The sequence below is a fragment of the Kribbella sp. NPDC059898 genome (genome assembly GCF_042730855.1).
Lineage (GTDB): Bacteria > Actinomycetota > Actinomycetes > Propionibacteriales > Kribbellaceae > Kribbella.
In genome coordinates this window covers 611,201-633,075 of sequence record NZ_JBHWKR010000003.1, presented here as the reverse complement: position 1 = coordinate 633,075, position 21,875 = coordinate 611,201, and the positions used below count along the sequence as shown (strand labels likewise).

Here is a 21,875-nt window from a genome sequence, read left to right as displayed (position 1 = left end):
CATGGTTCTTTGACCCCTTCAGGAAGGGTGCCGGACGATGTCGGTGATGAGCACGATCGAGGACCCCAGCGACCATCTGTCCGTCACCCCGCCGAAGACCTGGGCGGCCGGCGTACCGGCGGTGGCACACGCCATCGAGTACTCGCTGGAGGAGAACTCGGTACGCCGTACCGCCCTGACGTTGCTGAACATCAACCAGACCAAGGGGTTCGACTGCCCGGGGTGCGCGTGGCCGGAGCCGAAGCACCGGCACAAGAACGAGTACTGCGAGAACGGCGCCAAGCACATCAACGACGAGGCCACCACCCGTCGGGTCACGGCAGACTTCTTCCGCGAGCACTCGATCGCCGAGCTGGACGGCACGTCGGACTACTGGCTGAACCAGCAAGGCCGGCTGACCGAGCCGATGATCAAGGTCCCGGGCGGCACCCACTACCAGCCGATCAGCTGGGACGAGGCCTTCGACCTGCTGGCCGACGAGCTCCGCGGACTGGACTCGCCCGACGAGGCGCTGTTCTACACCTCGGGCCGGCTCAACAACGAGGCAGCTTTCCTGCTGCAGTTGTTCGCGCGGGCGTTCGGGACCAACAACCTGCCGGACTGCTCGAACATGTGTCACGAATCCAGCGGGTTCGCCCTGCAGGAGACGCTGGGCATCGGCAAGGGCAGCGTGTCCCTGGACGACATCTACGACGCCGACCTGATCTTCGTCGTCGGGCAGAACCCGGGGACGAACCACCCGCGGATGCTGTCCGCGCTGGAGGAGACCAAGCGCAACGGGGGAACGATCGTCGCCGTCAACCCACTGCCCGAGGCCGGGCTGATCCGCTTCAAGAATCCGCAGAAGGCGCGGGGCGTGATCGGCCGCGGGACGGCGATCGCCGACCAGTTCCTGAAGATCCGGCCGGGTGGCGACCTCGCCTTGTTCCAGGCGCTCAACCGGCTGCTGCTCGAGGCCGAGGACGCCGCGCCAGGCGCAGTACTCGACCACGAGTTCATCCGGCGGAACACCGTGGGCTTCGAGGCGTTCGCCGAGCACGCGCGGAAGGCCGACTGGAACGACGTACTCGCCGCCACCGGCCTGACCCTCGAGGAGATCGTCGAGGTGCACGAGCGGGTGCTCCGCAGCAAGAAGGTCATCGTCTGCTGGGCGATGGGGCTGACGCAGCAGAAGCACGGCGTACCCACCATCCGTGAGGTGGTGAACTTCCTGCTGCTCCGGGGGAACATCGGCCGCCCGGGCGCCGGGGTCTGCCCGGTCCGGGGGCACAGCAACGTGCAGGGCGACCGGACGATGGGCGTCTGGGAGCAGATGCCGCAGGAGTTCCTCGACGCACTCGGCCGGGAGTTCGGGTTCACCCCGCCGGCCGAGCACGGTGTCGACTCGGTCGGTGCGATCCGGGCGATGCGCGACGGCCGGGCGAAGGTGTTCGTCGGTGCCGCGGGCAACTTCGTCCGCGCGGCCCCGGACAGCGACGTCACCGAGGAGGCGATGCGCCGCTGCCGGCTGACCGTGCAGATCTCCACCAAGCTCAACCGGTCGCACACGGTCTGCGGGGAGATCGCGCTGATTCTGCCGACGCTAGGCCGCAGCGACCGCGATCTTCAAGCGTCGGGCGAGCAGTTCGTCACGGTCGAGGACTCGATGAGCGACGTACACGCCTCGCGCGGGCGCCTCGACCCGGCGTCGCCGTCCTTGCTCAGCGAGGTCGCGATCCTCTGCCGGCTGGCCCGCCGGACGCTCGGTGACGCCGTGCCGGTCGACTGGGAGGAGTTCGAGCGCGACTACGGCACGATCCGCGCTCGGATCGCGCGGGTCGTCCCGGGCTTCGAGGACTTCAACGCGCGCGTCGCCGCGCCCGGAGGCTTCCATCTGCCCAACCCGGTCAACGAAGGCGTCTTCCATACCCCCAGCGGCAAGGCCGTCTTCACCTGCAACGACTTCGCGATGCTCACACCACCGACCGGATACCTGGTGCTGCAGTCGCTGCGGTCGCACGACCAGTGGAACACCGTCCCGTATGCGATGAACGACCGGTACCGCGGCATCCACCACGCCCGCCGCGTCGTGATGGTCAACCCCGAGGACCTGGCGGAGCGCGGGCTCTCGGACGGTGAACTGGTGGACGTAGTCAGCGTGTGGGACGACGGTGTCGAGCGGCGTGCTCCGGCGTTCCGCGTGGTCGCGTACCCGGCGGCCCGCGGGTCGGCGGCCGCCTACTACCCGGAGACGAATGTCCTGGTGCCGCTGGACAGCGTGGCCGACATCAGCAACACGCCGACCTCGAAAGGCGTGATCGTTCGGCTGGAGCCCGTTGCCGCCGCGGGGTGAGCGTGCCAGGCTCCTGATCGCGGCGACATTGGTGGTCGGTGGCTGGGGCGCGAACCAGTTCACGCCGCTGTCCGTGGCGTACCGGTTGGACCAGGGCTGGTCGACGCTCCGGGTCGTCGCGATGTTCACGACGTACCTGCTCGGGCTGGTTCCGGCGCTGTTGCTGGGGTGTCGCGCCGCGGACAGGTTCGGCGTACGTCGCGTCGTACGCCTCGCCCTGGCGCTGACCGCGGTCGCCAGCTGTGTGCTTGCGCTCTCGGTTGTCTCCGAGGCCGCGGTGTACGTCAGTCGGTTGTCGACCGGCGTGGCCACCGGCGTGATCGTGTCGGCGGCCGCGGCGTGGCTGGGGCAGTCGTCGCAGGGCTCCGGGACCCGGTACGCCGTGTACGCGACCGGCACGGGGTTCGCCTTCGGGCCGTTGGCGGCCGGTGCGATGGTCGAGTGGCTGCCGCATCCGCTGGTCCTGCCGCCGCTGGTGCACGCCGTACTCGCCCTGCTGCTGCTCCGGGCGACCGCGAACCTTCCTGAGACGGCCGGCCGTCGCGCGGTCCGTCAGCACGTGTCCGCCGAGCGCTGGTCCGCGGTCACCCATCCGCGCTTCGTCGGTGTCGTGTTGCCGGCCAGTCCCGCCGTCTTCGCCGCTGTCACCGTGTCGTACGTCGTACTGCCCCCGCTGGTGGTCGATCGCATCCACGACTATGCGCCGTTGTTCAGTGGCCTGGTGGCGGCCGTGACGCTGACGGTCGGGCTGCTGGTGCAGCCGGCCGCCGCTCGGATCGACCGGCCCGGCAGCGCGCGAGCGACGCTGATCGCGATGGCCACCGTGGTGATCGGCCTGCTCGTCGGCTCGGTCGCCGTAGATCGCGCCTCCCCGGTCGCGGTCGTGGCCGCCGCGGTCGTGCTCGGCGCGGGCTACGGGCTGACGCTCGAGTCCGGGCTGGCCGAGATCGGTCGGCTGGCATCGCCGTCCGCGTTGCCGACGGCGGCCGCGCTGTTCCAGGGCGTCGCGCACAGCGGGTTCCTCGCGCCGCTGGTGCTCGCGATCAGCGCGAGGTCCGCGTCGTACCAGGAAATGCTCGTCGTGCTCGCGCTGGTCGGCCTGGTGTTCCTCACCGTCGCGGCCGTGTACAGCCGGAAGCACGGCCACCCCGAACCGAGCTCCGGCGAAAGGCTCACCTCATGGGACGAGTGACAGTACGGCGGCGGGTACTGCGGATCCGGAACGGTGTGGGCGAGCACCGTCCCGACACCCTGGCCGCCGAGGAACCGATGGAGATCCGGGTCGCCGGCCGGCCGCTCACCGTGACCATGCGGACGCCCGGCGACGACTTCGATCTCGCGGTCGGCTTTCTGGTGAGCGAGGGCGTCGTGCATGCCGCCGACGACGTGGTTGCCGTACGGTACTGCGCCGGCGCGACAGCGGACGGCGGCAACACGTACAACGTGGTGGACGTCGGGCTGGCGCCCGGGGTCGAGCCGCCCGATGCGTCCCTGGAGCGGAACTTCTACACGACCTCCTCCTGCGGGTTGTGCGGCAAAGCGAGTCTGGACGCCGTACGGACCACGGCTGCGTGGTCGGTGGGCGACGATCCGTTGCGGGTCGCGCCGGAGGTCCTGGCGGCGCTGCCGGACCGGCTACGGGCGGCCCAACGAGTCTTCGACAGCACCGGGGGACTGCACGCGGCCGGGCTGTTCACCGCGGCCGGCGAGCTGGTCTGTCTCCGGGAGGACGTCGGCCGGCACAACGCGGTCGACAAGGTCGTCGGGTATGCGCTGCGCTCTGGCCTGCTGCCCCTGCGTTCGACCGTGTTGATGGTGAGTGGTCGCGCGTCGTTCGAGCTCGTGCAGAAGGCCGTGATGGCCGGGATCCCCTTGCTGGCGGCGGTTTCCGCTCCGTCGTCGCTGGCGGTCGACCTCGCGGCCGAGAGCGGGCTGACGCTCGTCGGCTTCCTCCGGGGTACGTCGATGAACGTGTACACCGGAGGAAGCCGAGTCGCGGGGTGACCGTCAGGACGCGCCGAGGAGGGTGACGGCGCGGGCGACGATCGGATCGCAGCCGGCGCCCGCCAGCGCCCGTAGCTGGGCGAGCATCCGGGGATCCCAGAACAGCGTGATGTGGTGGGCGACGCGTTCGGCGGCTTCGTCGGCCGGGAGATGCTGGAACTGGGCGGCGATGTCACCGGCCAGCCGCAGCGCCGGCGGCGTACTCACCCGTCACCCCTTCGACCGGCCGCGCTTGAGGCGAGTGCCTCGCCGGCCGGGTGCGAGCCGACGGTGACCTGGACCGCGGTCACCTTGTACTCCGGGCAGTTGGTCGCCCAGTCGGAGTTGTCGGTGGTGACCACGTTCGCGCCGGTGAGCGGGTAGTGGAAGGTGGTGTAGACGACCCCGGCCGGCATCCGGTCCGAGATGACTGCCCGCAGAACGGTCTCACCGGTCCGGCTGCTGATCGTCACCTCGTCGCCGTCGCTGATCCCGCGCAGTTCGGCGTCACTGGAGTGGATCTCCAGGACGTCCTCGGCGTGCCAGACGACGTTCGGTGTCCGCCGGGTCTGGGCTCCGACGTTGTACTGGCTGAGGATCCGGCCGGTGGTGAGGATCAGCGGGTACCTGCGGGTGGCCCGCTCGGTGGTCGGCACGAACGTGGTGACGACGAAGCGGCCCTTGCCGCGGACGAACTCGTCGACGTGCATGATCGGCGTACCTTCGGGGGCGTCGGCGTTGCACGGCCACTGCACACTGCCGAGCCGGTCGAGCTTCGCGAACGAGACACCGGTGAAGGTCGGGGTGAGCGCCGCGATCTCGTCCATGATCTGGCTCGGGTCGTCGTACTCCATCGGGTACCCCATCGCCCGGGCGATCTCGCACGGGATCTCCCACTCGTGCTTCCCGGTGCGTGGCGCCATCACCGGCCGCACCCGGTTGATCCGCCGTTCGGCGTTGGTGAAGGTGCCGTCCTTCTCCAGGAACGACGTACCGGGCAGGAAGACGTGGGCGAGTTGCGCGGTCTCGTTGAGGAACAGGTCCTGGACGACGAGCAGGTCCAGCGCCTTCAGCGACGCGTACACGTGGCTGGTGTTCGGGTCGGACTGGGCGATGTCCTCGCCCTGGACGTACAGCCCGCGGAACGAACCGTCCAGCGCGGAGTCGAACATGTTCGGGATCCGCAGTCCGGGCCGCGCGTCGATCGGGCGCTGCCACAGGTCTTCGAAGACCTGTCGTACGGCGTCGTCGGACACGTGCCGGTACCCGGGCAGCTCGTGCGGGAACGACCCCATGTCGCAGGACCCCTGGACGTTGTTCTGGCCCCGCAGCGGGTTGACCCCGACGCCGTCGCGGCCGATGTTGCCGGTCGCCATCGCGAGGTTCGCCATGCCCATCACCATCGTGGAACCCTGGCTGTGCTCGGTGACGCCGAGGCCGTAGTAGATCGCCGCGTTCCGCGCGCCGGCGTACAGCCTGGCGGCCGCGCGGATGTCGTCGGCGGGTACGCCGGTGGTCGTCGCGGCCGACTCCGGGCTGTTCTCCGGCCGGGCGATGAACTCCGCCCAGGCGTCGAAGTCCTCGCACCGCGCGTCCACGAACTCGCGGTCCACCAGCCCTTCGGTGACGACCACGTGCGCCAGGGCGTTCACCATCGCGACGTTGGTCCCTGGCGCCAGCGGCAGGTGGTACTTCGCCTCGATGTGCGGTGACCGCACCAGATCGATGCGACGCGGGTCGATCACGACGAGCTGCGCGCCCTCGCGGAGCCGCCGTTTCATCCGGGAGGCGAATACCGGGTGCCCGTCGGTGGGGTTCGCGCCGATCACCAGGATCACGTCCGCCGCGGCCACCGAACGGAAGTCCTGGGTGCCGGCCGATTCGCCGAAGGTCTGCTTGAGGCCGTAGCCGGTCGGGGAGTGGCAGACCCGCGCGCACGTGTCGACGTTGTTGTTGCCGAAGGCGGCGCGCACCATCTTCTGGACGACGTAGACCTCCTCGTTGGTCGTGCGCGAGGAGGTGATGCCGCCGATGGCGCCGACGCCGTACCGGTCCTGGACGGCGCGCATCCGTTCCGCGACGTGACCGATCGCGGTGTCCCAGTCGACCTCGCGCCAGTCGTCGGTGATCCGCTCCCGGATCATCGGTGACAGCACACGGTCCGGGTGGGTGGCGTAGCCGAAGGCGAACCGGCCCTTGACGCACGCGTGCCCTTCGTTGGCGCCGCCGTTCTTGTCCGGGACCATGCGGACCAGCTCGTCACCGCGCAGCTCGGCGTTGAACGAGCACCCGACGCCGCAGTACGCACAGGTGGTCTTCACCGTGCGGGTCGGCATACCGAGCTCGACGACGGCCTTCTCTTGCAACGTGGAGGTAGGGCATGCCTCGACGCAGGCACCGCAGGAGACGCACTCGGAGTCGATGAACGACTCGCCCGCACCGGCGGACACCTTCGAGCCGAAGCCGCGGCCCTCGATGGTGAGCGCGAACGTGCCCTGGATCTCGCCGCAGGCGCGGACGCAGCGCGAGCATGCGATGCACTTGGACGGCTCGAAGTCGAAGTACGGATTGCTGGTGTCCTTCTCGAGCTCCAGGTGGTTCTCGCCGCCGGAGCCGTACCGGACCTGCCGGAGCCCTACGACGCCTGCCATGTCCTGGAGCTCGCAGTCGCCGTTGGCCGGACAGGTCAGGCAGTCCAGCGGGTGGTCGGAGATGTACAGCTCCATCACGCCCTGGCGGAGCTTCTCGAGCTTCGGCGACTGCGTGCGGACCCGCATGCCCTGGTCGACCGGCGTCGTGCAGGAGGCCGGCGTACCGCGACGGCCGTCCACCTCGACCAGGCACAGCCGGCACGAGCCGAAGGCGTCGAGGCTGTCGGTCGCGCACAGCTTGGGGATGTCGATGCCGGCGAGTGCCGCGGCCCTGATCAGCGAGGTGCCCTCGGCAACGGTCACCGGGATCCCGTCGATCTCCAGCATCACCGGGATCCCGTCGATCTCCAGCATCACCGGTTGTCCGCCGGGCCGCGGTGGCGGCGTACCCAGGTCGTGGTCCTTGGTCAGCGTCATCCTGCCTCCTCGCGTCGAGAAGTGAAGTCCTCGGGGAAGTGCAGCAGGGCGCTCTGCACCGGATTCGGTGTCAGGCCACCCATCGCACAGAGCGAGCCGTCGGTCATCAGCTCGCACAGATCGTTGAGCACCGCCAGGTTGCCGTCCGGGTCGTCACCGGCGACGATCCGGTCGATGACCTCGACACCGCGGACTGCGCCGACCCGGCAGGGCGTGCACTTGCCGCAGGACTCCTCGGCGCAGAACTCCATCGCGAAACGTGCCATCGCCGCCATGTCCACGGTGTCGTCGAACACCACGATGCCGCCGTGCCCGAGCATCGCACCGGCCGCGGCGAACGCCTCGTAGTCGGTCGGGATGTCGAGCCTGCCGGCGGGGATGTACGTCCCGAGCGGGCCGCCGACCTGCACTGCCCGGACCGGGCGGCCGGTACGAGTGCCGCCGCCGTAGGAATTGACGAGCTCGGCCAGTGAGATGCCGAAGGCCGTCTCGAACACGCCGCCCCGGGCGACATTGCCGGCGAGCTGGAACACCTGCGTCCCACGGGAGCGGTCGACGCCGAGCGCGGCGTACGCCTGTCCTCCGTCGGCGAGGACCGCAGGGACGCTCACCAGCGTGAGGACGTTGTTCACCGCCGTCGGTCTGCCGAACAGACCGGAGAGCGCCGGGATCGGTGGCTTCGCGCGGACCATGCCGCGCTTCCCCTCCAGGCTCTCGAGCATCGAGGTCTCCTCGCCGCAGATGTAGGCGCCGGCGCCGACCCGCAGGTTGATCTCGAACGCGAACCCCGAACCGAGCACGTCCGCGCCCAGCCATCCCTGCGCGCGGGCGGCCCGGATGGCTTCCCGCAGGGTCGCCGCGGCGTCCGGGTACTCCGAGCGCAGGTAGATGTAGCCCTCGTGCGCTCCGACCGCGTAGCCCGCGATCGTCATTCCCTCGAGGAGGCTGAAGGGGTCGCCCTCCAGCACGATCCGGTCCGCGAAGGTCCCGCTGTCGCCCTCGTCCGCGTTGCAGCAGACGAACTTCCGCTCGGCGTCCGCCTCGGCGACGGTCTTCCACTTGATGCCCGCGGGGAAGCCCGCGCCACCGCGGCCGCGCAGACCCGATTCGATGACCTCGGCAACCACTTCCACAGGTGGCAGGGCGAGCGCCCGACGGAGACCGGTCAGTCCTCCGGTGCGGACGTAGTCGTCGGCGGAGACGGGGTCGACGATTCCCACCCTGGCCAGGCAGAGCCGTTGCTGGTCGCGCATCCAGGGCAGATCCTCGACGCGGCCGAGGCAACCGTCGTACGGCGCTCCGTCCAGCATGCCCGCGGCGACGAGGCCGGGTACGTCGCCTGGCCGCACCGGGCCGTAGCCGATCCGGCCGCGGCCGGTCGCGACCTCGACGAGGGGCTCGAGCCAGAGCATCCCGCGCGTACCGGTGCGCACGATCCGGACGGCCCTCCCGATCGCCGCCGCGGCGACCTCGATGGCGTGCGCGACGTCGTCGGCTCCGACCGAGGTCGCGGCGGAGTCCCGCGGGACGTACACGGTGGTCATCGGCCACCGCCGCGCGCGGCCGCCAGCACCTGCTGTACGTCGACCCGCCCGCGCACCCGGCCGTTGATCTGGGCCGACGGACCGAGTGCGCAGTTGCCGAGGCAGAACACCTCGTCCAGCGTGGTCGCGCCGTCGGCCGTGGTCGCGCCGACACCGATCCCCAGCGCCTGCTCTGCCGCCCGCACCAGTTGTTCGGCGCCGAGCGACGCACAGGCCTCCGCGCGGCACAACCGGATCGTCGTGCGGCCCGGCGGTGCGGACCTGAAGTCGCGGTAGAACGTCACCACGCCGTGTACGTCGGCGCGGGACAGGTTCAGCTCGGCCGCGAGCAGCGGGACGACCGCGGGGTCGACGTACCCGAGCTGCTCCTGGACAGCGTGCAGGATCTCGAGCAGCGGGCCGCGCTCACCGCGATGCTGCCGTACGACGGACCGGACCAGCTCCGTCAGCTCGGCAGCAGTCGGGATCGTCGAAGTCATCTGAGCCTCCTCTGAGACTGGTCGCCGCGGCCCCGGTGCCCTTCGACGAGCGCGGGCACCCGGGATCGGGGCGGTGTCAGCCGGTGAACAGTTGGGTGCTGGCCTTGACGGCTTCGTAGATGCCGTACGCGAGCGGGATACCCACCAGCGCCCAGGACACGATGATGCGGGGCGTTTGCGTGCCGGCCGCCTTCTCCACTTCGGTGTCGGTCATCTGTCGTGCCTCCTTTTGGTCAGTTGGACGGTGCCGGCGCGGGCGCCGGTGATGCCGCGGGCTCGTCGAGGAAGTGGTGTTCGGTCTTCTCGTGCCAGCGCAGGCTTACCGGCCGGATGAGCAGGTTCGACACGAAGCCCACGGCCAGGACCCCGACCATCGTCAGCAGGGCGGGTCGGTAGTCGGCGGCGACGAGCTTGCCCGGCTCGCCGCGGGTGTCCAGGATGCGGTTGACGATCAGCGGGCCGAGCACGCCCGCCGTCGACCAGGCGGTCAGCAACCGGCCGTGAATCGCACCGACCTGATACGTGCCGAACAGGTCCCGCAGGTACGCCGGTGCGGTCGCGAAGCCGCCGCCGTAGAAGGAGATGATCAGCGCGCACAACAGGACGAACAACGCGGTGGCGCTGGATCCCGTGAACGCCAGCAGTGCGTACAGCACCATGCCGACGCCGAGGTACAGCATGTAGATCCGCTTGCGCCCGAGGTAGTCCGACGTGGACGACCAGACGAAGCGGCCCGCCATGTTGAAGATCGACAGCAGTCCGACGAAGCCCGCGGCCTCCACCAGCGTGACGGACGTCGACGTACCGGAGCGGAAGAAGTCCCGGATCATCGGCGCGGCGTTCTCCAGGATTCCGATACCGGCGGTGACGTTGCACAGCAGCACGACCCACAGCATCCAGAACTGCGGCGTACGGATCGCGTTGTTGGCCGAGACCTGGGCGGTCGTCTGCAGCGGCTTCGCCTTGAGCTTGGTGGCGTCGAAGCCGGCCGGCGCCCAGCCGTCGGCGGGGACGCGGACCGTGAAGACGCCGAACATCATCACCACGAAGTACGTGATCCCCAGGGTGAGGAACAGCTTCGCCACGGCGGATCCCGGAAACGCTCCGGCCGCGTTCGGCGCGTGGAACGCCGACAGCAGTTCGCGGGACAGCGGTGAGGCCACCAGCGCCCCGCCACCGAAGCCCATGATCGCCATACCGGTCGCCAGGCCGGGCCGGTCCGGGAACCACTTCATCAGCGTCGACACCGGCGAGATGTACCCGATGCCGAGGCCGATCCCGCCGATCACGCCGTACCCGAGATAGACGAGCCAGAGTTGCTTGGTGGCGATTCCGAGGGATGCGACCAGGAACCCGGTGCCCCAGCAACAGGCTGCCGCGAACATCGCCTTCCGCGGGCCGACCCGGTCTACCCAGGTCCCGAACGCTGCCGCGGAGAGGCCAAGCATCACGATCGCGATCGAGAAGATGACACCGATCGCGGTGAGGTCGGCCTTGAAGTACGAAACCAGGGAGGGCTTGTAGACGCTGGTCGCGTAGACCTGACCGATGCACAGGTGGATCGCGAGCGCCGCAGGCGGTATCAGCCAGCGGCTGTAGCCGGGCGGAGCAACGGTGTGCCGGCGATCCAGGAACGAGAGTGCGGCCAAAGCGCACCTCCTTGGGTGAGGTGTGACGGAACTGTGGGAGCGCGTCACCGCATCTGGAGCACACCAGACGGCCCCGGCGACAGCCCTCCCCTCCAGGGGTGAGTGCGAGGGTGGATTACCGGCCGCGCACGATGCCGAGGCGGTTCGCCTACTGCTGGTGACGTCGTACTGCGTCGTCCAGGCGGCTGCTCAGCTCCGCCTCGCCGGCCGTGTCGACAAGCGTGCGGGCGAGCAACGATTCGGGTCCCGCCGCGGGCAGAACGAGCCCGACATGGAACGACCGCTTCGGCGGCGGGAGCGAGAGTGCCCGTGCTCCCGGGGGTACGCCGAAGCCGTGCAGCCAGGTGTGCGGTACGACGCTCGACAACCCCATCGCCGCGACGTGCGCGTAGACGGCCGAGATGGTGTCTGTCTCCACGACGGGCGCAGCCTCTGCTCCGGCCTCCGCGAAGTACCCGTCGAGAATCCGGCGATTCTGCATCGACGGCGTCAGCAGACACAGGTCGGCCGCGGCGGCCTCGTTCCAGGTGACCGCGTCGCGTCCGGCGAAGGCGCCGTCGCCCGGCGTCAGGAAGAGATAGCGCTCCCGGTACAACGGCAGCACCCGGACGCGGCCCAGCGGCTCGCCGTCGACGTACGTCATGCCGACATCGATGTCGAAGTCGTTGAGTCTCGTCACGATCTCCCGTGACGACATCGACTCCAGCGCGAACCGCACCGACGGGTGCTGGATGCGCAGCGGTGCGGTCAGCAGCGACGACACGCTGAGCGCGGTCGGGATCGCGCCGATCCGCAGGACTCCGGACAGGCCGGACAGCATGCTCGAGAGGGTGTGGTCGAGAGCATCGCGTTCGGCCAGCATGCGCTGCCCCCAACGGAGCACCTCCTCGCCCTCCGGGGTGAATCCCTCGAACCGCTGTCCGCGCTGGACGATCTGCACGCCGAGCTCGGCCTCGAGCTTGCGGATGCCGGCCGACAGTGCGGGCTGCGAGACGTGGCACGCCTCGGCCGCGCGGCCGAAGTGGCCCTCGCGCGCGAGCGCTCGCAGATACTCCAACTGCCGCAGCATGCCGCCATAAATACCAGAGATCGGCTTGATCGTGAATGATAGACATCGTCAATCGGCCAAGTCGGCGCAGCAGGAGACCCGGTCCGCGAACTCTGCCGCCCTGGCCTCCACATCGGCGTCCGAGCAGAAGCCTGTGCCGCTGCGTTTCAGGCAGAGCAGCCCGACGCAGTTGCCGTTGTCATCGATCACGGCGAGACGGCGCCGGCGGCTCGCGGTCATCGCGTCCCAGCTGGTGCGCAGGTCGGCGTCAGGACGGACGACCCTGGCATCCAGGGAACCCAGCGCGACCGCAGGAGCCTGGCTCGGTAGGGACATCCTCAGATCGGAGCGTTCGACGACGGCGAGGAGCTTGCGGCCGGCAACGATGAGCGCGCAGTGCACGTGGTCGTCGGCGAAGAAGTCGTGCGCCTCCGCGACCGTAGTCGCTGCGCCGAGCAGCTTCGGACGGCGGACCATCGCATCGGCGACCGTGCGGCCGTCCAGCCGCGGGTCCGGAACGATCTCGAGCCCCATCGCAGTCCTCCCTTCGGCGCGCGGCCATCGTGACGCGATCCCGCCGTTCCGGCAACGCCCGGCATCGACTGCACGAGACCTCTGGCCGACTGCACAGAACCGGTTGTCACCCGCGACAGTTCGCGCTCCGGCGGCGCCATCGTTGTTACTGTCCGGAGGATGGAGCCTGTGCACGTTGCGATCGCAGCGTTGGCGGCGCTGCTGCCGATCACGAATCCGGTCGGCGCACTGGCGACGTTCGCCGGACTGACGGACGGCTTCAGCCACACTGCCGTGCGCCGGCAAGCCGTGATGACCGGCCTCTACGCCTTCGTCATCCTGACCGTCTTCGCGGTGCTGGGGACCGTCGTCCTGGCAGGCCTGGGAATCGGGCTGCCGGCCTTGCAGATCGCGGGCGGTCTGGTGGTCGGGCAGTCCGGACTGGGCATGCTGAACTCGCGGGCGTCGCTGACCGCGGACGAGAAGAGTCAGAGCGCAACGAAGAAGGACGTGTCGTTCTCGCCGATGGCGCTGCCGCTGGTGGCCGGTCCGGGGGCGATCGGTGTGGTGATCGCGCTGGTGGCGCGGCACCCCGGCGCCGGCGGCCGTGCCGGTGTCGTCGCCGCGACCGCCGTACTTGCCGCCGCCGTGGCGCTGCTGCTGAGGTACGGCACCCCGCTCGTCGATCGGCTCGGTCCGACAGGTGTGGGAGCTCTCACGCGGGTGATCGGATTCCTCACTCTGGCGATCGGGGTGGAATTGGTGACGCACGGCGTGCTGGCCACGCGGTGATCCGGGAGTTGTTGGAGACGCCAATGCAGTGTGGTCCGCACGCCAATGACCCGAAGCGCCTGCGTCACTAGTGTCGGCGGCGCGGGCTGGCCGCGTCGTCCTGAGGAGGATCCATGTCGGAGCCGATTTACGTCTACATCGGAACGTACGTCGACGAGCAGGCCGCGAAGGCGGACCTGGCGGTGGTTCGAGACCTCTACTCGGGAGGTGTACTGCGGACGTACGACGCCGCGGTCGTCGCCAAGGACGAGGACGGTAAGGTCCGCGTCCGCCGGCACGACGAGTCGGTGCGGAACGCCGCGTGGGACGGGGCGGCAGTCGGCGCGCTGGTGGGCATCCTGGTACCTGCCGGGGTGCTGATCACCGGAGCCGTCGGCGCCGCGGTCGCCGGTCTGGTCGAACACTTCCGGCGCGGCCTGTCGCGGGGTGATCTCAAAGACCTCGGTGACATCCTCGACGCCGGTGAGTCCGACCTGGTCGTGATCAGTACCACCGAGTTCGACCGGGAGTTCACCGAGGCCCTCAAAGCGGTCGACCACCAGGTCAAGAAGCTCGAGAAGGCCGACGCCAAGAAGTTCGAACGCGAGCTCAAGAACCTCCCCGAGAGCTGAGAAGTACGCCACTACTGGGGGTGCGGCGGATAGTTGCGGTGAGCAACTGTGGGTCAGGGAGGTCGGGCGGTCCCTCGTTCGGGGGAGGCGGTCCCGCCTCGCGGGGGAGGTGCGCGGGCGGTCGATTGCGGAGGATCGCTGCATGAACATGACCAGCAAGCTCATCGTACTGACCGTTGCCGCCGGGACCGTTCTTTCCGGTGTTGCTGTTACCGCCGAGGCCGGGCCGGCCCGGCCGAGGGCAGCCCGAGTGACCGGTGCGGCCGACTTCATGCTGCCGTTCTCTTCCCCGACGACGATGTCCGGCACTTCGAGTTCGATGCCACCGCGGCGCCGTTCACCCGTCCGATCGAGGGCGCGCCGACGGGGTTGCCGACCGATGCGCGCGGCACGGTCAAGATCTCGCACTACGTTGCCGCCTGGAAGAAGACCGTCCACGCCGAGGGGACGGTCGACTGCCTGGTCACGGCGCCGGGCCTGGCGACACTGACCGCGAAGATCACCAAAGCAGAGGCGCCGGTTGAGGACTGGGTCGGCAAGCGGCTCGGCTTCAGCGTCCAGGACAACGGCAAGCACGACCGGGTCGGCCTCTCGTGGACCGTGGTGAATCTCGACCAGAACGCCGACGGGGCGTGGAATGAGGCACGAGTCGGCACCTGCATGGCGCCGGCCCCGTTCGCTCCGGTGACCAAGGGCGACTACAAGGTCGTGCACGCCGACCTACCCGAACTGCCGAAGGGATGAGCAGATCGGGTTCAGGCAATCAGTAGGCCGAGCAGGCGGGCCGACAGCTCCACGCCTCCTACCCACCGTTGGTGCTGCGATGCCCGCACTCCTGACGGTTGCGTACTGGCGCCGCTGGACGAGCGGTCAACCGAACGCGACCGACATGACCGCCGCTGCGGGGCTCGATCTGTGGGCCGATCCGCTCCGTTGGGGGAGGCGCCTCACCCCCGCGGGGGAGGAACCGCGGGCGGGTGCTGACTACGGTCGGGAACATGAGTGAATCGCGTCGTTGGCCCGCAACTGTGATGGCGGTGCTGTTCGTCGGGTATGCCGTGGGTAAGGCCGCTCGCGCGCGGGAGGGGCGGCTCGGGTTTCCCGGTGGTCCACCGGTGTCGGCCGCCGACGCGGACAGGTACCCGTTGGACCCGGTGATCGCCCAGACCCTCGCCTGCGTGAGCGGCCTGGTGGCTGCCGGGATCGTGCTGGCGACGGTGACGTCGCTCGGCCGGAGACTTCCGCGCTGGGTGATACTGATCGCGCTCGCCGCAGTTGTGCTGCCGGTTGCGGCGGGTGCCGCGATCATGAGCCTCGACGGTTTCATCGGACTTGGGATCGGATGGCGTTGGTACCACGGCGTCGTGGGCATCGTCTGCGTTGCGCTGTCCCTCGAGACTCTCCGGTCGTACGTGGCCGCTACTCGACGTACCCATGGCTGATCGGTTGCGGTTCGGCGCGTACGGCGCGGCCGCGTGCTGCGCGGCGTACGGATCGATGAAGCTGGCGCAGGCGCTGGGGGCGACGGCGCTGGCGGACAAAGACCCGCTGCCGCCTGAGCTGCGCGAGCGGCTGCTGGCCCGCGATCCGGTGTTCGTCGCGAGTCATTGGATACTCGCCTGTGCCGCGGTGGTCGGTGTTGTGGTTGCCTTGTCGACGGTGCGCAGGTGGGGGAGCGTGGCGCCACGCCCACTGCAACTGCTGATCACCTGGCCCTTGGGGATCGTGATGATCGCGCGGGCCGTCGGGATGGTGGGGTTCGGGTTCGTCGGCGATGTCTCGGTGTTGACCGGCGCTCGACCGGTCTCGGCCCTGGAGACGGAACTCGCGCGCTGGGACCTGTTCCTCTGGTCGCCCTTCTTCCTGATCTGGGGCATCTGCTGGACGACCACCGCCGTCCGGCTCCTGAAGCCGGCGGTCCGTCCATGACGTCGCTGACCATGCGACACCGGCGAGTGCGGTGGCTTCGGGGTGGGGAGCATCCGCTCGCTGAACTTCAGCCCCTCTGGTGCGGCGGGCGGCAACTGCCTGTACGGGCTCGCCGACAACGCCGGCTTCTACCACTGAGCACACGATCCCGCTGGACACGCCGTCCACATGGACCCGCCACGACCTGAAGACCGAGGACTGCTAGGTCAACGGTGTCGCGTCCGGCCGCATCCTGATCGGTATCACGCCGACCAGGTTCGCGGTCAGCTCGTGCCCGGTCGTCTGTAGCCTCGGTCTTCGCCGTCGAGTTCGCTCATGGATTCGAAGGCTGAGGCGACCTTGACCACGTGGCGGCGGCCGAGTTTCTTGAGGACCAGGTCGGCGAGCAGGCTGGACAAGGCCATCGCGGCTGCGGAATGCGACGACCATCAGGTGGTTGGCCGCGGCGCGATCGCGGTCGCCACGTCGTCGAGGTGCCCCACGAAAAGGCAGGAGCCGCCCTCTTCCTGGCCAGCGACGCCGCCGCGTTCGTCACCGGCCAGACACTCGTCGTCGACGGAGGAATGACCACCACCTTCTGACAACGGCAGACAGTACTTCTTGCTGGTTGCAGGTGGCCGGCCGATGGGCGGTCGGCACCGGTGGTCAGATGTGTGGGCTGAGTCCGTTGACGGTGAGTTGGAGGAGTCTGTTGGCCTGGACGGCGGGTGTGGGGTAGTGCTCGGTCGCCAGGGCCAGCCCGACCGCGAGTGTGATGAGGTCTTCGACGGTCACGTCGGCGGCGACGAGGCGCTCGTGTACCGCTCGCTGTAGGAGCGGGCCGGCGGCGTGTTCGAGGGCCTTGGAGCAGCTGTTGTTGTGGGTGTCGCCGTCGTAGGCGAGTGCCTCGGCGAGGCCGCGGGCGGAGACGCAGTAGTCGACGACGTCGCTGAGCCAGTCCAGGAGCGCGGCACGGCTGTCGTCGCTTGTGGACAATTCCTCGGCTCGTGCGCACAGGGCGGCGATGCGCTGGCGAGAGACTGCTTCCAGGAGCGCACGGCGGGTGGGGAAGTGGCGGCGCACGGTGGCTGAGCCGACGCCGGCGATCCGGGCGATCTGTTCCAGGGAGGCGCTGGGGCCGTGGGTGGCGACTTCTTGCTCGGCCACGGAAAGGACCCGTGCGTAGTTGCGGCGCGCGTCCGCACGTTGCTCGACCATGCGGTCACCTCCGGGTTGCTATCTGGCGGGGTCCGCCATATCGTAGCTGATCATAAGTGGCGGGCCCCGCCATTTACATCCGATCCGGGGAGTGAACGATGTCGAACGAGTCCGCGCCGGTCCTGGTGACCGGTGCCACTGGGAGGCAGGGCGGCGCGACCGCCCGAGCCTTGCTGGCAGCAGGTGTCCCGGTCCGGGCGCCGGTCCGCGACACCGAGGCAGAGGGTGCCAAGGCGGTCCAGGCGCTGGGGGCCGAACTGGTGCGGGGCGATCTGCGTGATCGCGACTCGGTGGTGAAGGCCGCGACCGGTGCCCGGGCTGTGTTTTCGGTGCAGATGCCGGCTTTCGAGGGGGACGGGTTCGACTTCGCCGGCGAGGTTGCCCAGGGCATCAATCTCGTGGACGGTGCGGTGGCTGCTGGTGTCCGGCAGTTCGTGCATACGTCGGTGTCGGGCGCCGGTCAGCATGTCGATGCGCCAGGCTGGGCCGAGGGTCGCTGGGCGATGATGGAGCCGACCCTCGGCGCGAAGGCTGCCATCCAGGATCACGTCCGTACGGCGGGATTCCCGACCTGGACGTTACTGAAGCCGGCGTTCTTCATGGAGAACTTCCTGCCGTCGATGGCGTTCCTGTTCCCGCGGGGCATCGAGGGCGGACTGGTCAGTGTCCTGAAACCTACGACCCGGCTATCGCTCGTCGCGGTCCACGACATCGGGGCTGCGGCTGCCGCGGCGATCGCCGATCCGGAACGGTTCAACCGCGTGGAACTCGAGTTGGCCGGAGACTTCCTCTCGATGGCAGAAGTCGCCGCCGCACTGTCGAAGACTGTCGGAGTCGAGCTCGCTCCGCCCGACCTGACCGAAGCCGAGGCACTGGCCGCTGGGATGCCGCCCATGGGCGCCTCACACGAGTGGCTGAACGCGGTCGGCCAGCCGGCGCGGCCGCAGTACGCACAAGAACTCGGCATCCCACTGACAACCTTCGACGCCTGGCTCCACGACAACCTGAAGCCGTAACCAGTCAGCGGTGGTAGGCGGCCGGCGGCAAGGCTGGTTGGTTGGGACTGAAGTGGCGGCGGGTGCCGAGCAAACGGGTGTACGTCTGTCGCGGTCGGATCACGTGTGGCGACTGCACCCGCAAGATGGAAGGAGCGGCTCGGCAGGGAGGACACGATCTACTACCGGTGCAACGCCCGCACGCTGGTGCCTGGATCAGCCTCTGCGCTGTGACGGCGTTGAGGACGATGGCGGCTCGGTAGGTGCGGGCGTGTTTGTCATAGCGGGTTGCGAGGCCTCGCCATGGCCAACCCCTACGGTACGCCCGTGTCCGGCTTCGAAGGCCTGCACGCCGGGATCGCGACGAACCGGTCGGAGTTCTACCGCAACGTCGCGGCAGGTCCCTTCTACAACTTCGACCAGCCGGGAACGACGCGGTCGGAGGCTGTCATCGACAACTGGTGGCGGCAGGGCATGATGGGCGCCGCGAACGCGCAGTACGACTGCGTCACGGCCTTCATCGAGGACGACTGGACCGAGGACCTGAAGCGGATCACCGTTCCGGTCTTGGTCATGAACGGCGACGCCGACCAGATCGTCCCGTACGCGAGCTCGGGCCTGCGAGCAGTCGAGCTCCTGAAGAACGGCACGCTGAAGACGTACGCCGGCTTCCCCCACGGCATGCCGACGACACACGCGGACACCATCAACAAGGACCTGCTCGCCTTCATCGAGTCCTGAACAAAGGACCCACCTCCATGGCTTGCAGCGGATCAGTAGCCGGTCAGCATCTGTTCGAGCTTGAGCGGATCCTGGAGGTAGATCGCTCCTGCCGCGGCGGATGCGTCGTCGGGGAACACCATCGTTTCCCCGGCGGCCAGGGCTGTGACGATGCGCTCGGCGACCAACTCGGGAGATGCCTTGTACGTGTTGACGTCGGCGATCATGTCGGTGTCGATGCTGCCGGGATAGACGCCGACGACGGTGATTCCGCGGCTGCGAAGCTGTCCGCGCAGTGACTGGGTCATCGAGTGGGCGGCCGCCTTGGACGCGCTGTAGCCGGCTGTCGAGCGGACGGGTGCGAGGGCGAGCAGCGTGAGTACGTTGACGATCGCGGCGGGTGCGTGCTGCGCGAGGACCGGGACGAAGGCGCGGGTGACGCGTAACGTCCCGAGGTAGTTGGTGGCGAGTTCGTGTTCGAAGTCGTCAAGGTTTCCGGTCAGCCCGCTGCCGGGGCGGACCACGCCGGCGTTGTTTACGAGGAGGGTCACGTCGGGAGCTGCCGCGACGGCTGCTTGCACACTGGCCTCGTCGGTCACGTCCAGTGTCAGCGGGACGACGCGGGGATCTGCCACGTCAGCGCCGCCACGTGACGTGGCGTAGACCTTGGCCGCGCCCGCTGCCAGCAATTGCTGTACCAGCCGCGCGCCGAGGCCGCGGTTTGCTCCGGTGACGAGGGCGATGCTCCCGGCAACCTTCATGAACGCTCGTCCGGCTGGGTCGCCAACCATTGCGCGAAGGTCTTGGTCTGTGGGGCGAGAGACTTCGTGCCCGCGAAGTCGGCCTGGAAGGCGGGCGGGTGGGCGAACCAGGTGAACATTGCCTGCTGGTCAGCGTCCGCGCCGAAGACGTCGATCGGTAGCGGTTCGTAGCGGGCAGGTACGTCGTACCGTTCCTGGTAGGCCTCGGCCAGTTGCTCCCCGGTCAACTCGTCACCGGCGATCTCGATCGATCCGCCGGCGACCCGTTCGGGGTCCAGCACGGCGGCTGCGGCGACGGCACCGATGTCCTCGGCGGCGATCATCTGCAGCGGAATCCCGTCCGGCAGCGGCAACCGGACGGTCAGCGTTCCGTCCTGCACCATGGGCGTGAGGAACTGCGCGAAGTTGTCCATGAAGAACACCGGCCGTACGAACGTCGTAGACAGGCCCTGCTTGATCAGGTAGAGCTCGATGTCACGCTTGCTCTCGAAGTGCGGGATCCCGGTACACCGTTCCGCGCCGCCGACCGAGTTGTAGACGACGTGCGGTATGCCGGCTGCCGCCGCCGCATCGGCGATGGCGTGCCCGTGGGCGATCTCGCGCTCGATCTGCGCATCGTAGCCAGGCGTCGTCATGGCGAAGACCGCGTCGACGCCGGTGAACGCCGCCCGGAGGCTGTTCGGGTCGTCGAGGTCTGCGGCGACGACGTCCGCGCCGAGTTCGCGCAGGGCGTTCGCTGCGTCGGAGTCGATGCGGCGGGTCAATGCGCGCACCGGTGCGTTCGCGTTCACGAGCGCACGAACGGTGGCGCCGCCTTGCCGGCCGGTCGCCCCGACCACTGCGACCGGTCGGCGGTCCGGCGCTTCGGAGGACGTCACGCCGTTGTGATCCGCTTCAGTTCGAGGACGGGGATGACCCGGATCCCGGCGGTCTGGCGTTCGTACTCCGCGAAGCCCGGGTAGCGGCCGGCGTGGATCCCGTAGATGCGGTCCCGTTCGGGGCCGGTGATCTCGTGGACGGTGACGTCGTAGGTCTCGGTGCCGCGCTCGATGGTGGCCTTGCCCGCCGCGGTCAGGTTGAAGTACCAGTCCGGGTTGGTGGGTGCGCCGCCCTTGGACGCGAACATGTAGATGGTGTTCGGGTCGGTCTCATGGGCCAGGTACATCGCCGGGGTGATGAACTCGTGCCCGCTCTTGCGGCCGCGGTGATGGAGAAGAGTCATTGGCGCGCCTTCGAAGGGTCCGCCGACCTTGCCTTCGTTGGCCCGGAACTCGGTGATGGTCTGGGTGTTCCAGTCGCTCATGTCGCACTCCCGTTGAGGTAGGTCGCGAGGAGCCGGCCGGCGCGGTCGAGCGCGGTCGCTCCTTCGTCGAGGATCGCGTGGTACGCCTGGAAGACGTGAGGTACGCCGGGGGTGATGCCGAGCGTCACCTCGACGTTGGCGGCCGCCGCTTCCCGGGCCAGGCGTATGGCGTCGTCCAGCAGCACCTCGTGCGATCCGGCCTGGATCACCAGCGGCGGCAGACCGGACAAGTCGGCGAAGATCGGGCTGATCAGGCCGAGCGCGGCGTCGTGGTCCGCGACGTAGTCCGGGATCCGGGCGAGCAGGGCGTCCGGGTTCATCAGCGGATCGGCCTCGCGCTTGGTCTTCATCGTCTCGCCGGCCAGCGTCAGATCGGCGTACGGCGACATCGCGTACGCCGCGGCGGGCAGCGGCAGGCCGTGGTCGCGGGCGTTGACGAGTGTGGCGACGATCAGCCCGCCACCGGCCGACTCGCCCGCAAACACGATGTCGGCGGGGGAGGTGCCGTTGTCGAGCAGTCCTCGGTACGCCGCGAGCGCGTCGTCGACTGCTGCCGGGTACGGGTGCTCAGGGCCGAGCCGGTAGTCGACGGAGAGCGCTCTCGCCGCGGTGCGTCGCGCGATCTGTGCGGCGAGATCAGCGGACAGGGCGGCGTCGCCCATCACGTAGACGCCGCCGTGGAAGTACAGCACCGTGTGGCGTGGCTCGACGCCCTCGACCGTGACCTCGACCGTCGGCACGCCGCCCAGCTCGCCGGCCGTCACCGTGATGTCGGGCGCCAGCGGCTGCGCCGACAGCAGCGCGCGAAGCTGCGCGCGTTGCTCCTCCAGACCGATGTCGGGCGGGAACGAGTTCTGCCGCAGGATCGCGTCAAGTGTCGCTCGCTGTTCAGTGGTCACCCTGAAACTCCTTTCGCGCACACCACCGCGAGTCTTGCCGTCGGCCGGTACG

Annotated in this window: 24 protein-coding genes; 11 read left to right on the top strand and 13 right to left on the bottom strand. The window is 69.1% G+C overall.

The annotated features are described in order from the left end of the window. Positions 1-46 precede the first annotated feature (46 nt). The 3 genes from ACFV9C_RS13230 to fdhD are packed head-to-tail and all read left to right on the top strand — an operon-like array spanning position 47 to position 4,336. Positions 47-2,332: an FdhF/YdeP family oxidoreductase gene (locus ACFV9C_RS13230; RefSeq protein WP_380193307.1), complete on the top strand. Its 2,286-nt coding sequence runs from the start codon at positions 47-49 to the stop codon at positions 2,330-2,332. Beyond that, entirely contained in the window at positions 2,316-3,524 is a 1,209-nt protein-coding gene (locus ACFV9C_RS13225; RefSeq protein ID WP_380193305.1) for an MFS transporter, read from the top strand. The genes ACFV9C_RS13230 and ACFV9C_RS13225 overlap by 17 nt, the downstream gene beginning before the upstream one ends. After that, a complete protein-coding gene (fdhD, locus tag ACFV9C_RS13220) occupies positions 3,512-4,336 on the top strand; it encodes a formate dehydrogenase accessory sulfurtransferase FdhD (protein ID WP_380193304.1) in 825 nt (274 codons plus the stop codon). The genes ACFV9C_RS13225 and fdhD overlap by 13 nt, the downstream gene beginning before the upstream one ends. Positions 4,337-4,339: 3 nt before the next feature. Here the strand turns inward: fdhD and ACFV9C_RS13215 are convergent, their stop codons facing one another. The 8 genes from ACFV9C_RS13215 to ACFV9C_RS13180 all read right to left on the bottom strand — a co-directional run bounded on the left by ACFV9C_RS13215 (position 4,340) and on the right by ACFV9C_RS13180 (position 12,637). Beyond that, positions 4,340-4,543 (bottom strand): formate dehydrogenase subunit delta, encoded by a 204-nt coding sequence (locus ACFV9C_RS13215; RefSeq protein WP_380193303.1) that lies wholly within the window; start codon positions 4,541-4,543, stop codon positions 4,340-4,342. Then, entirely contained in the window at positions 4,540-7,383 is a 2,844-nt protein-coding gene (gene fdhF / locus ACFV9C_RS13210) for a formate dehydrogenase subunit alpha (RefSeq protein ID WP_380193301.1), read from the bottom strand. The genes ACFV9C_RS13215 and fdhF overlap by 4 nt, the downstream gene beginning before the upstream one ends. Continuing rightward, positions 7,380-8,927, bottom strand: a complete 1,548-nt coding sequence (locus ACFV9C_RS13205) for a formate dehydrogenase beta subunit (protein ID WP_380193299.1) — start codon at positions 8,925-8,927, stop codon at positions 7,380-7,382. Before ACFV9C_RS13205 ends, fdhF begins: the two co-directional genes overlap by 4 nt. Next, positions 8,924-9,406: an NAD(P)H-dependent oxidoreductase subunit E gene (locus ACFV9C_RS13200; RefSeq protein WP_380193297.1), complete on the bottom strand. Its 483-nt coding sequence runs from the start codon at positions 9,404-9,406 to the stop codon at positions 8,924-8,926. The genes ACFV9C_RS13205 and ACFV9C_RS13200 overlap by 4 nt, the downstream gene beginning before the upstream one ends. A gap of 76 nt (positions 9,407-9,482) precedes the next feature. Then, positions 9,483-9,620 carry a hypothetical protein gene (locus ACFV9C_RS13195; protein WP_380193296.1) on the bottom strand — a complete coding sequence of 46 codons (138 nt, stop codon included), beginning with the start codon at positions 9,618-9,620 and terminating at the stop codon, positions 9,483-9,485. Between the two features lie 19 nt (positions 9,621-9,639). Beyond that, positions 9,640-11,055, bottom strand: a complete 1,416-nt coding sequence (locus tag ACFV9C_RS13190; protein WP_380193294.1) for an OFA family MFS transporter — start codon at positions 11,053-11,055, stop codon at positions 9,640-9,642. Positions 11,056-11,203: 148 nt separating this feature from the next. Beyond that, on the bottom strand, positions 11,204-12,112 hold the full coding sequence (locus ACFV9C_RS13185; protein ID WP_380193292.1) for a LysR family transcriptional regulator: 909 nt from the start codon (positions 12,110-12,112) through the stop codon (positions 11,204-11,206). 60 nt (positions 12,113-12,172) lie between these two features. Beyond that, positions 12,173-12,637 (bottom strand): CBS domain-containing protein, encoded by a 465-nt coding sequence (locus ACFV9C_RS13180; RefSeq protein WP_380193290.1) that lies wholly within the window; start codon positions 12,635-12,637, stop codon positions 12,173-12,175. 159 nt (positions 12,638-12,796) lie between these two features. On the opposite strand from ACFV9C_RS13180, the gene ACFV9C_RS13175 reads away from it, so the two are divergent. The 6 genes from ACFV9C_RS13175 to ACFV9C_RS13150 all read left to right on the top strand — a co-directional run bounded on the left by ACFV9C_RS13175 (position 12,797) and on the right by ACFV9C_RS13150 (position 16,529). After that, positions 12,797-13,408 (top strand): MarC family protein, encoded by a 612-nt coding sequence (locus ACFV9C_RS13175; protein WP_380193289.1) that lies wholly within the window; start codon positions 12,797-12,799, stop codon positions 13,406-13,408. Positions 13,409-13,521: 113 nt separating this feature from the next. After that, the gene (locus tag ACFV9C_RS13170; RefSeq protein WP_380193287.1) at positions 13,522-14,019 is read left to right on the top strand and encodes a DUF1269 domain-containing protein; all 498 of its coding nucleotides are present in this window, start codon (positions 13,522-13,524) and stop codon (positions 14,017-14,019) included. Between the two features lie 369 nt (positions 14,020-14,388). Further along, on the top strand, positions 14,389-14,763 hold the full coding sequence (locus ACFV9C_RS13165) for a hypothetical protein (RefSeq protein WP_380193286.1): 375 nt from the start codon (positions 14,389-14,391) through the stop codon (positions 14,761-14,763). Between the two features lie 254 nt (positions 14,764-15,017). Continuing rightward, positions 15,018-15,461 (top strand): hypothetical protein, encoded by a 444-nt coding sequence (locus ACFV9C_RS13160; protein ID WP_380193285.1) that lies wholly within the window; start codon positions 15,018-15,020, stop codon positions 15,459-15,461. After that, positions 15,454-15,948 (top strand): DUF3995 domain-containing protein, encoded by a 495-nt coding sequence (locus ACFV9C_RS13155; RefSeq protein ID WP_380193283.1) that lies wholly within the window; start codon positions 15,454-15,456, stop codon positions 15,946-15,948. Before ACFV9C_RS13160 ends, ACFV9C_RS13155 begins: the two co-directional genes overlap by 8 nt. Positions 15,949-16,295: 347 nt before the next feature. Next, positions 16,296-16,529 (top strand): SDR family oxidoreductase, encoded by a 234-nt coding sequence (locus ACFV9C_RS13150; RefSeq protein WP_380193281.1) that lies wholly within the window; start codon positions 16,296-16,298, stop codon positions 16,527-16,529. A gap of 64 nt (positions 16,530-16,593) precedes the next feature. Here ACFV9C_RS13150 and ACFV9C_RS13145 read toward each other — a convergent pair whose 3' ends face one another. Continuing rightward, positions 16,594-17,145, bottom strand: a complete 552-nt coding sequence (locus tag ACFV9C_RS13145; protein WP_380193280.1) for a TetR/AcrR family transcriptional regulator — start codon at positions 17,143-17,145, stop codon at positions 16,594-16,596. A gap of 98 nt (positions 17,146-17,243) precedes the next feature. On the opposite strand from ACFV9C_RS13145, the gene ACFV9C_RS13140 reads away from it, so the two are divergent. Together ACFV9C_RS13140 and ACFV9C_RS13135 are read left to right on the top strand one after the other, a co-directional pair. Next, positions 17,244-18,161, top strand: a complete 918-nt coding sequence (locus ACFV9C_RS13140) for an NmrA/HSCARG family protein (protein ID WP_380193278.1) — start codon at positions 17,244-17,246, stop codon at positions 18,159-18,161. Between the two features lie 306 nt (positions 18,162-18,467). Further along, positions 18,468-18,881 (top strand): alpha/beta fold hydrolase, encoded by a 414-nt coding sequence (locus ACFV9C_RS13135; protein ID WP_380193276.1) that lies wholly within the window; start codon positions 18,468-18,470, stop codon positions 18,879-18,881. A gap of 32 nt (positions 18,882-18,913) precedes the next feature. Here the strand turns inward: ACFV9C_RS13135 and ACFV9C_RS13130 are convergent, their stop codons facing one another. The 4 genes from ACFV9C_RS13130 to ACFV9C_RS13115 are packed head-to-tail and all read right to left on the bottom strand — an operon-like array spanning position 18,914 to position 21,823. Then, a complete protein-coding gene (locus ACFV9C_RS13130) occupies positions 18,914-19,621 on the bottom strand; it encodes an SDR family NAD(P)-dependent oxidoreductase (protein WP_380193274.1) in 708 nt (235 codons plus the stop codon). After that, positions 19,618-20,499: an NmrA/HSCARG family protein gene (locus ACFV9C_RS13125; RefSeq protein ID WP_380193272.1), complete on the bottom strand. Its 882-nt coding sequence runs from the start codon at positions 20,497-20,499 to the stop codon at positions 19,618-19,620. The genes ACFV9C_RS13130 and ACFV9C_RS13125 overlap by 4 nt, the downstream gene beginning before the upstream one ends. Then, positions 20,496-20,924, bottom strand: coding sequence for a nitroreductase family deazaflavin-dependent oxidoreductase (locus tag ACFV9C_RS13120; protein ID WP_380193270.1), 429 nt, complete (start codon positions 20,922-20,924; stop codon positions 20,496-20,498). Before ACFV9C_RS13120 ends, ACFV9C_RS13125 begins: the two co-directional genes overlap by 4 nt. Continuing rightward, the gene (locus ACFV9C_RS13115; RefSeq protein WP_380193268.1) at positions 20,921-21,823 is read right to left on the bottom strand and encodes an alpha/beta hydrolase; all 903 of its coding nucleotides are present in this window, start codon (positions 21,821-21,823) and stop codon (positions 20,921-20,923) included. Before ACFV9C_RS13115 ends, ACFV9C_RS13120 begins: the two co-directional genes overlap by 4 nt. Between the last annotated feature and the right edge of the window lie 52 nt (positions 21,824-21,875).

Coding starts and splice junctions, on each gene's coding strand:
- ACFV9C_RS13155 (WP_380193283.1), top strand. CDS start 15,454: ATGGCTGATCGGTTGCGGTTCGGCGCGTACGGCGCGGCCGCGTGCTGC.
- ACFV9C_RS13130 (WP_380193274.1), bottom strand. CDS start 19,621: ATGAAGGTTGCCGGGAGCATCGCCCTCGTCACCGGAGCAAACCGCGGC.
- ACFV9C_RS13230 (WP_380193307.1), top strand. CDS start 47: ATGAGCACGATCGAGGACCCCAGCGACCATCTGTCCGTCACCCCGCCG.
- ACFV9C_RS13205 (WP_380193299.1), bottom strand. CDS start 8,927: ATGACCACCGTGTACGTCCCGCGGGACTCCGCCGCGACCTCGGTCGGA.
- ACFV9C_RS13180 (WP_380193290.1), bottom strand. CDS start 12,637: ATGGGGCTCGAGATCGTTCCGGACCCGCGGCTGGACGGCCGCACGGTC.
- ACFV9C_RS13175 (WP_380193289.1), top strand. CDS start 12,797: ATGGAGCCTGTGCACGTTGCGATCGCAGCGTTGGCGGCGCTGCTGCCG.
- ACFV9C_RS13195 (WP_380193296.1), bottom strand. CDS start 9,620: ATGACCGACACCGAAGTGGAGAAGGCGGCCGGCACGCAAACGCCCCGC.
- fdhF (WP_380193301.1), bottom strand. CDS start 7,383: ATGACGCTGACCAAGGACCACGACCTGGGTACGCCGCCACCGCGGCCC.
- ACFV9C_RS13145 (WP_380193280.1), bottom strand. CDS start 17,145: ATGGTCGAGCAACGTGCGGACGCGCGCCGCAACTACGCACGGGTCCTT.
- ACFV9C_RS13170 (WP_380193287.1), top strand. CDS start 13,522: ATGTCGGAGCCGATTTACGTCTACATCGGAACGTACGTCGACGAGCAG.
- ACFV9C_RS13140 (WP_380193278.1), top strand. CDS start 17,244: ATGTCGAACGAGTCCGCGCCGGTCCTGGTGACCGGTGCCACTGGGAGG.
- ACFV9C_RS13120 (WP_380193270.1), bottom strand. CDS start 20,924: ATGAGCGACTGGAACACCCAGACCATCACCGAGTTCCGGGCCAACGAA.
- fdhD (WP_380193304.1), top strand. CDS start 3,512: ATGGGACGAGTGACAGTACGGCGGCGGGTACTGCGGATCCGGAACGGT.
- ACFV9C_RS13160 (WP_380193285.1), top strand. CDS start 15,018: ATGAGTGAATCGCGTCGTTGGCCCGCAACTGTGATGGCGGTGCTGTTC.
- ACFV9C_RS13200 (WP_380193297.1), bottom strand. CDS start 9,406: ATGACTTCGACGATCCCGACTGCTGCCGAGCTGACGGAGCTGGTCCGG.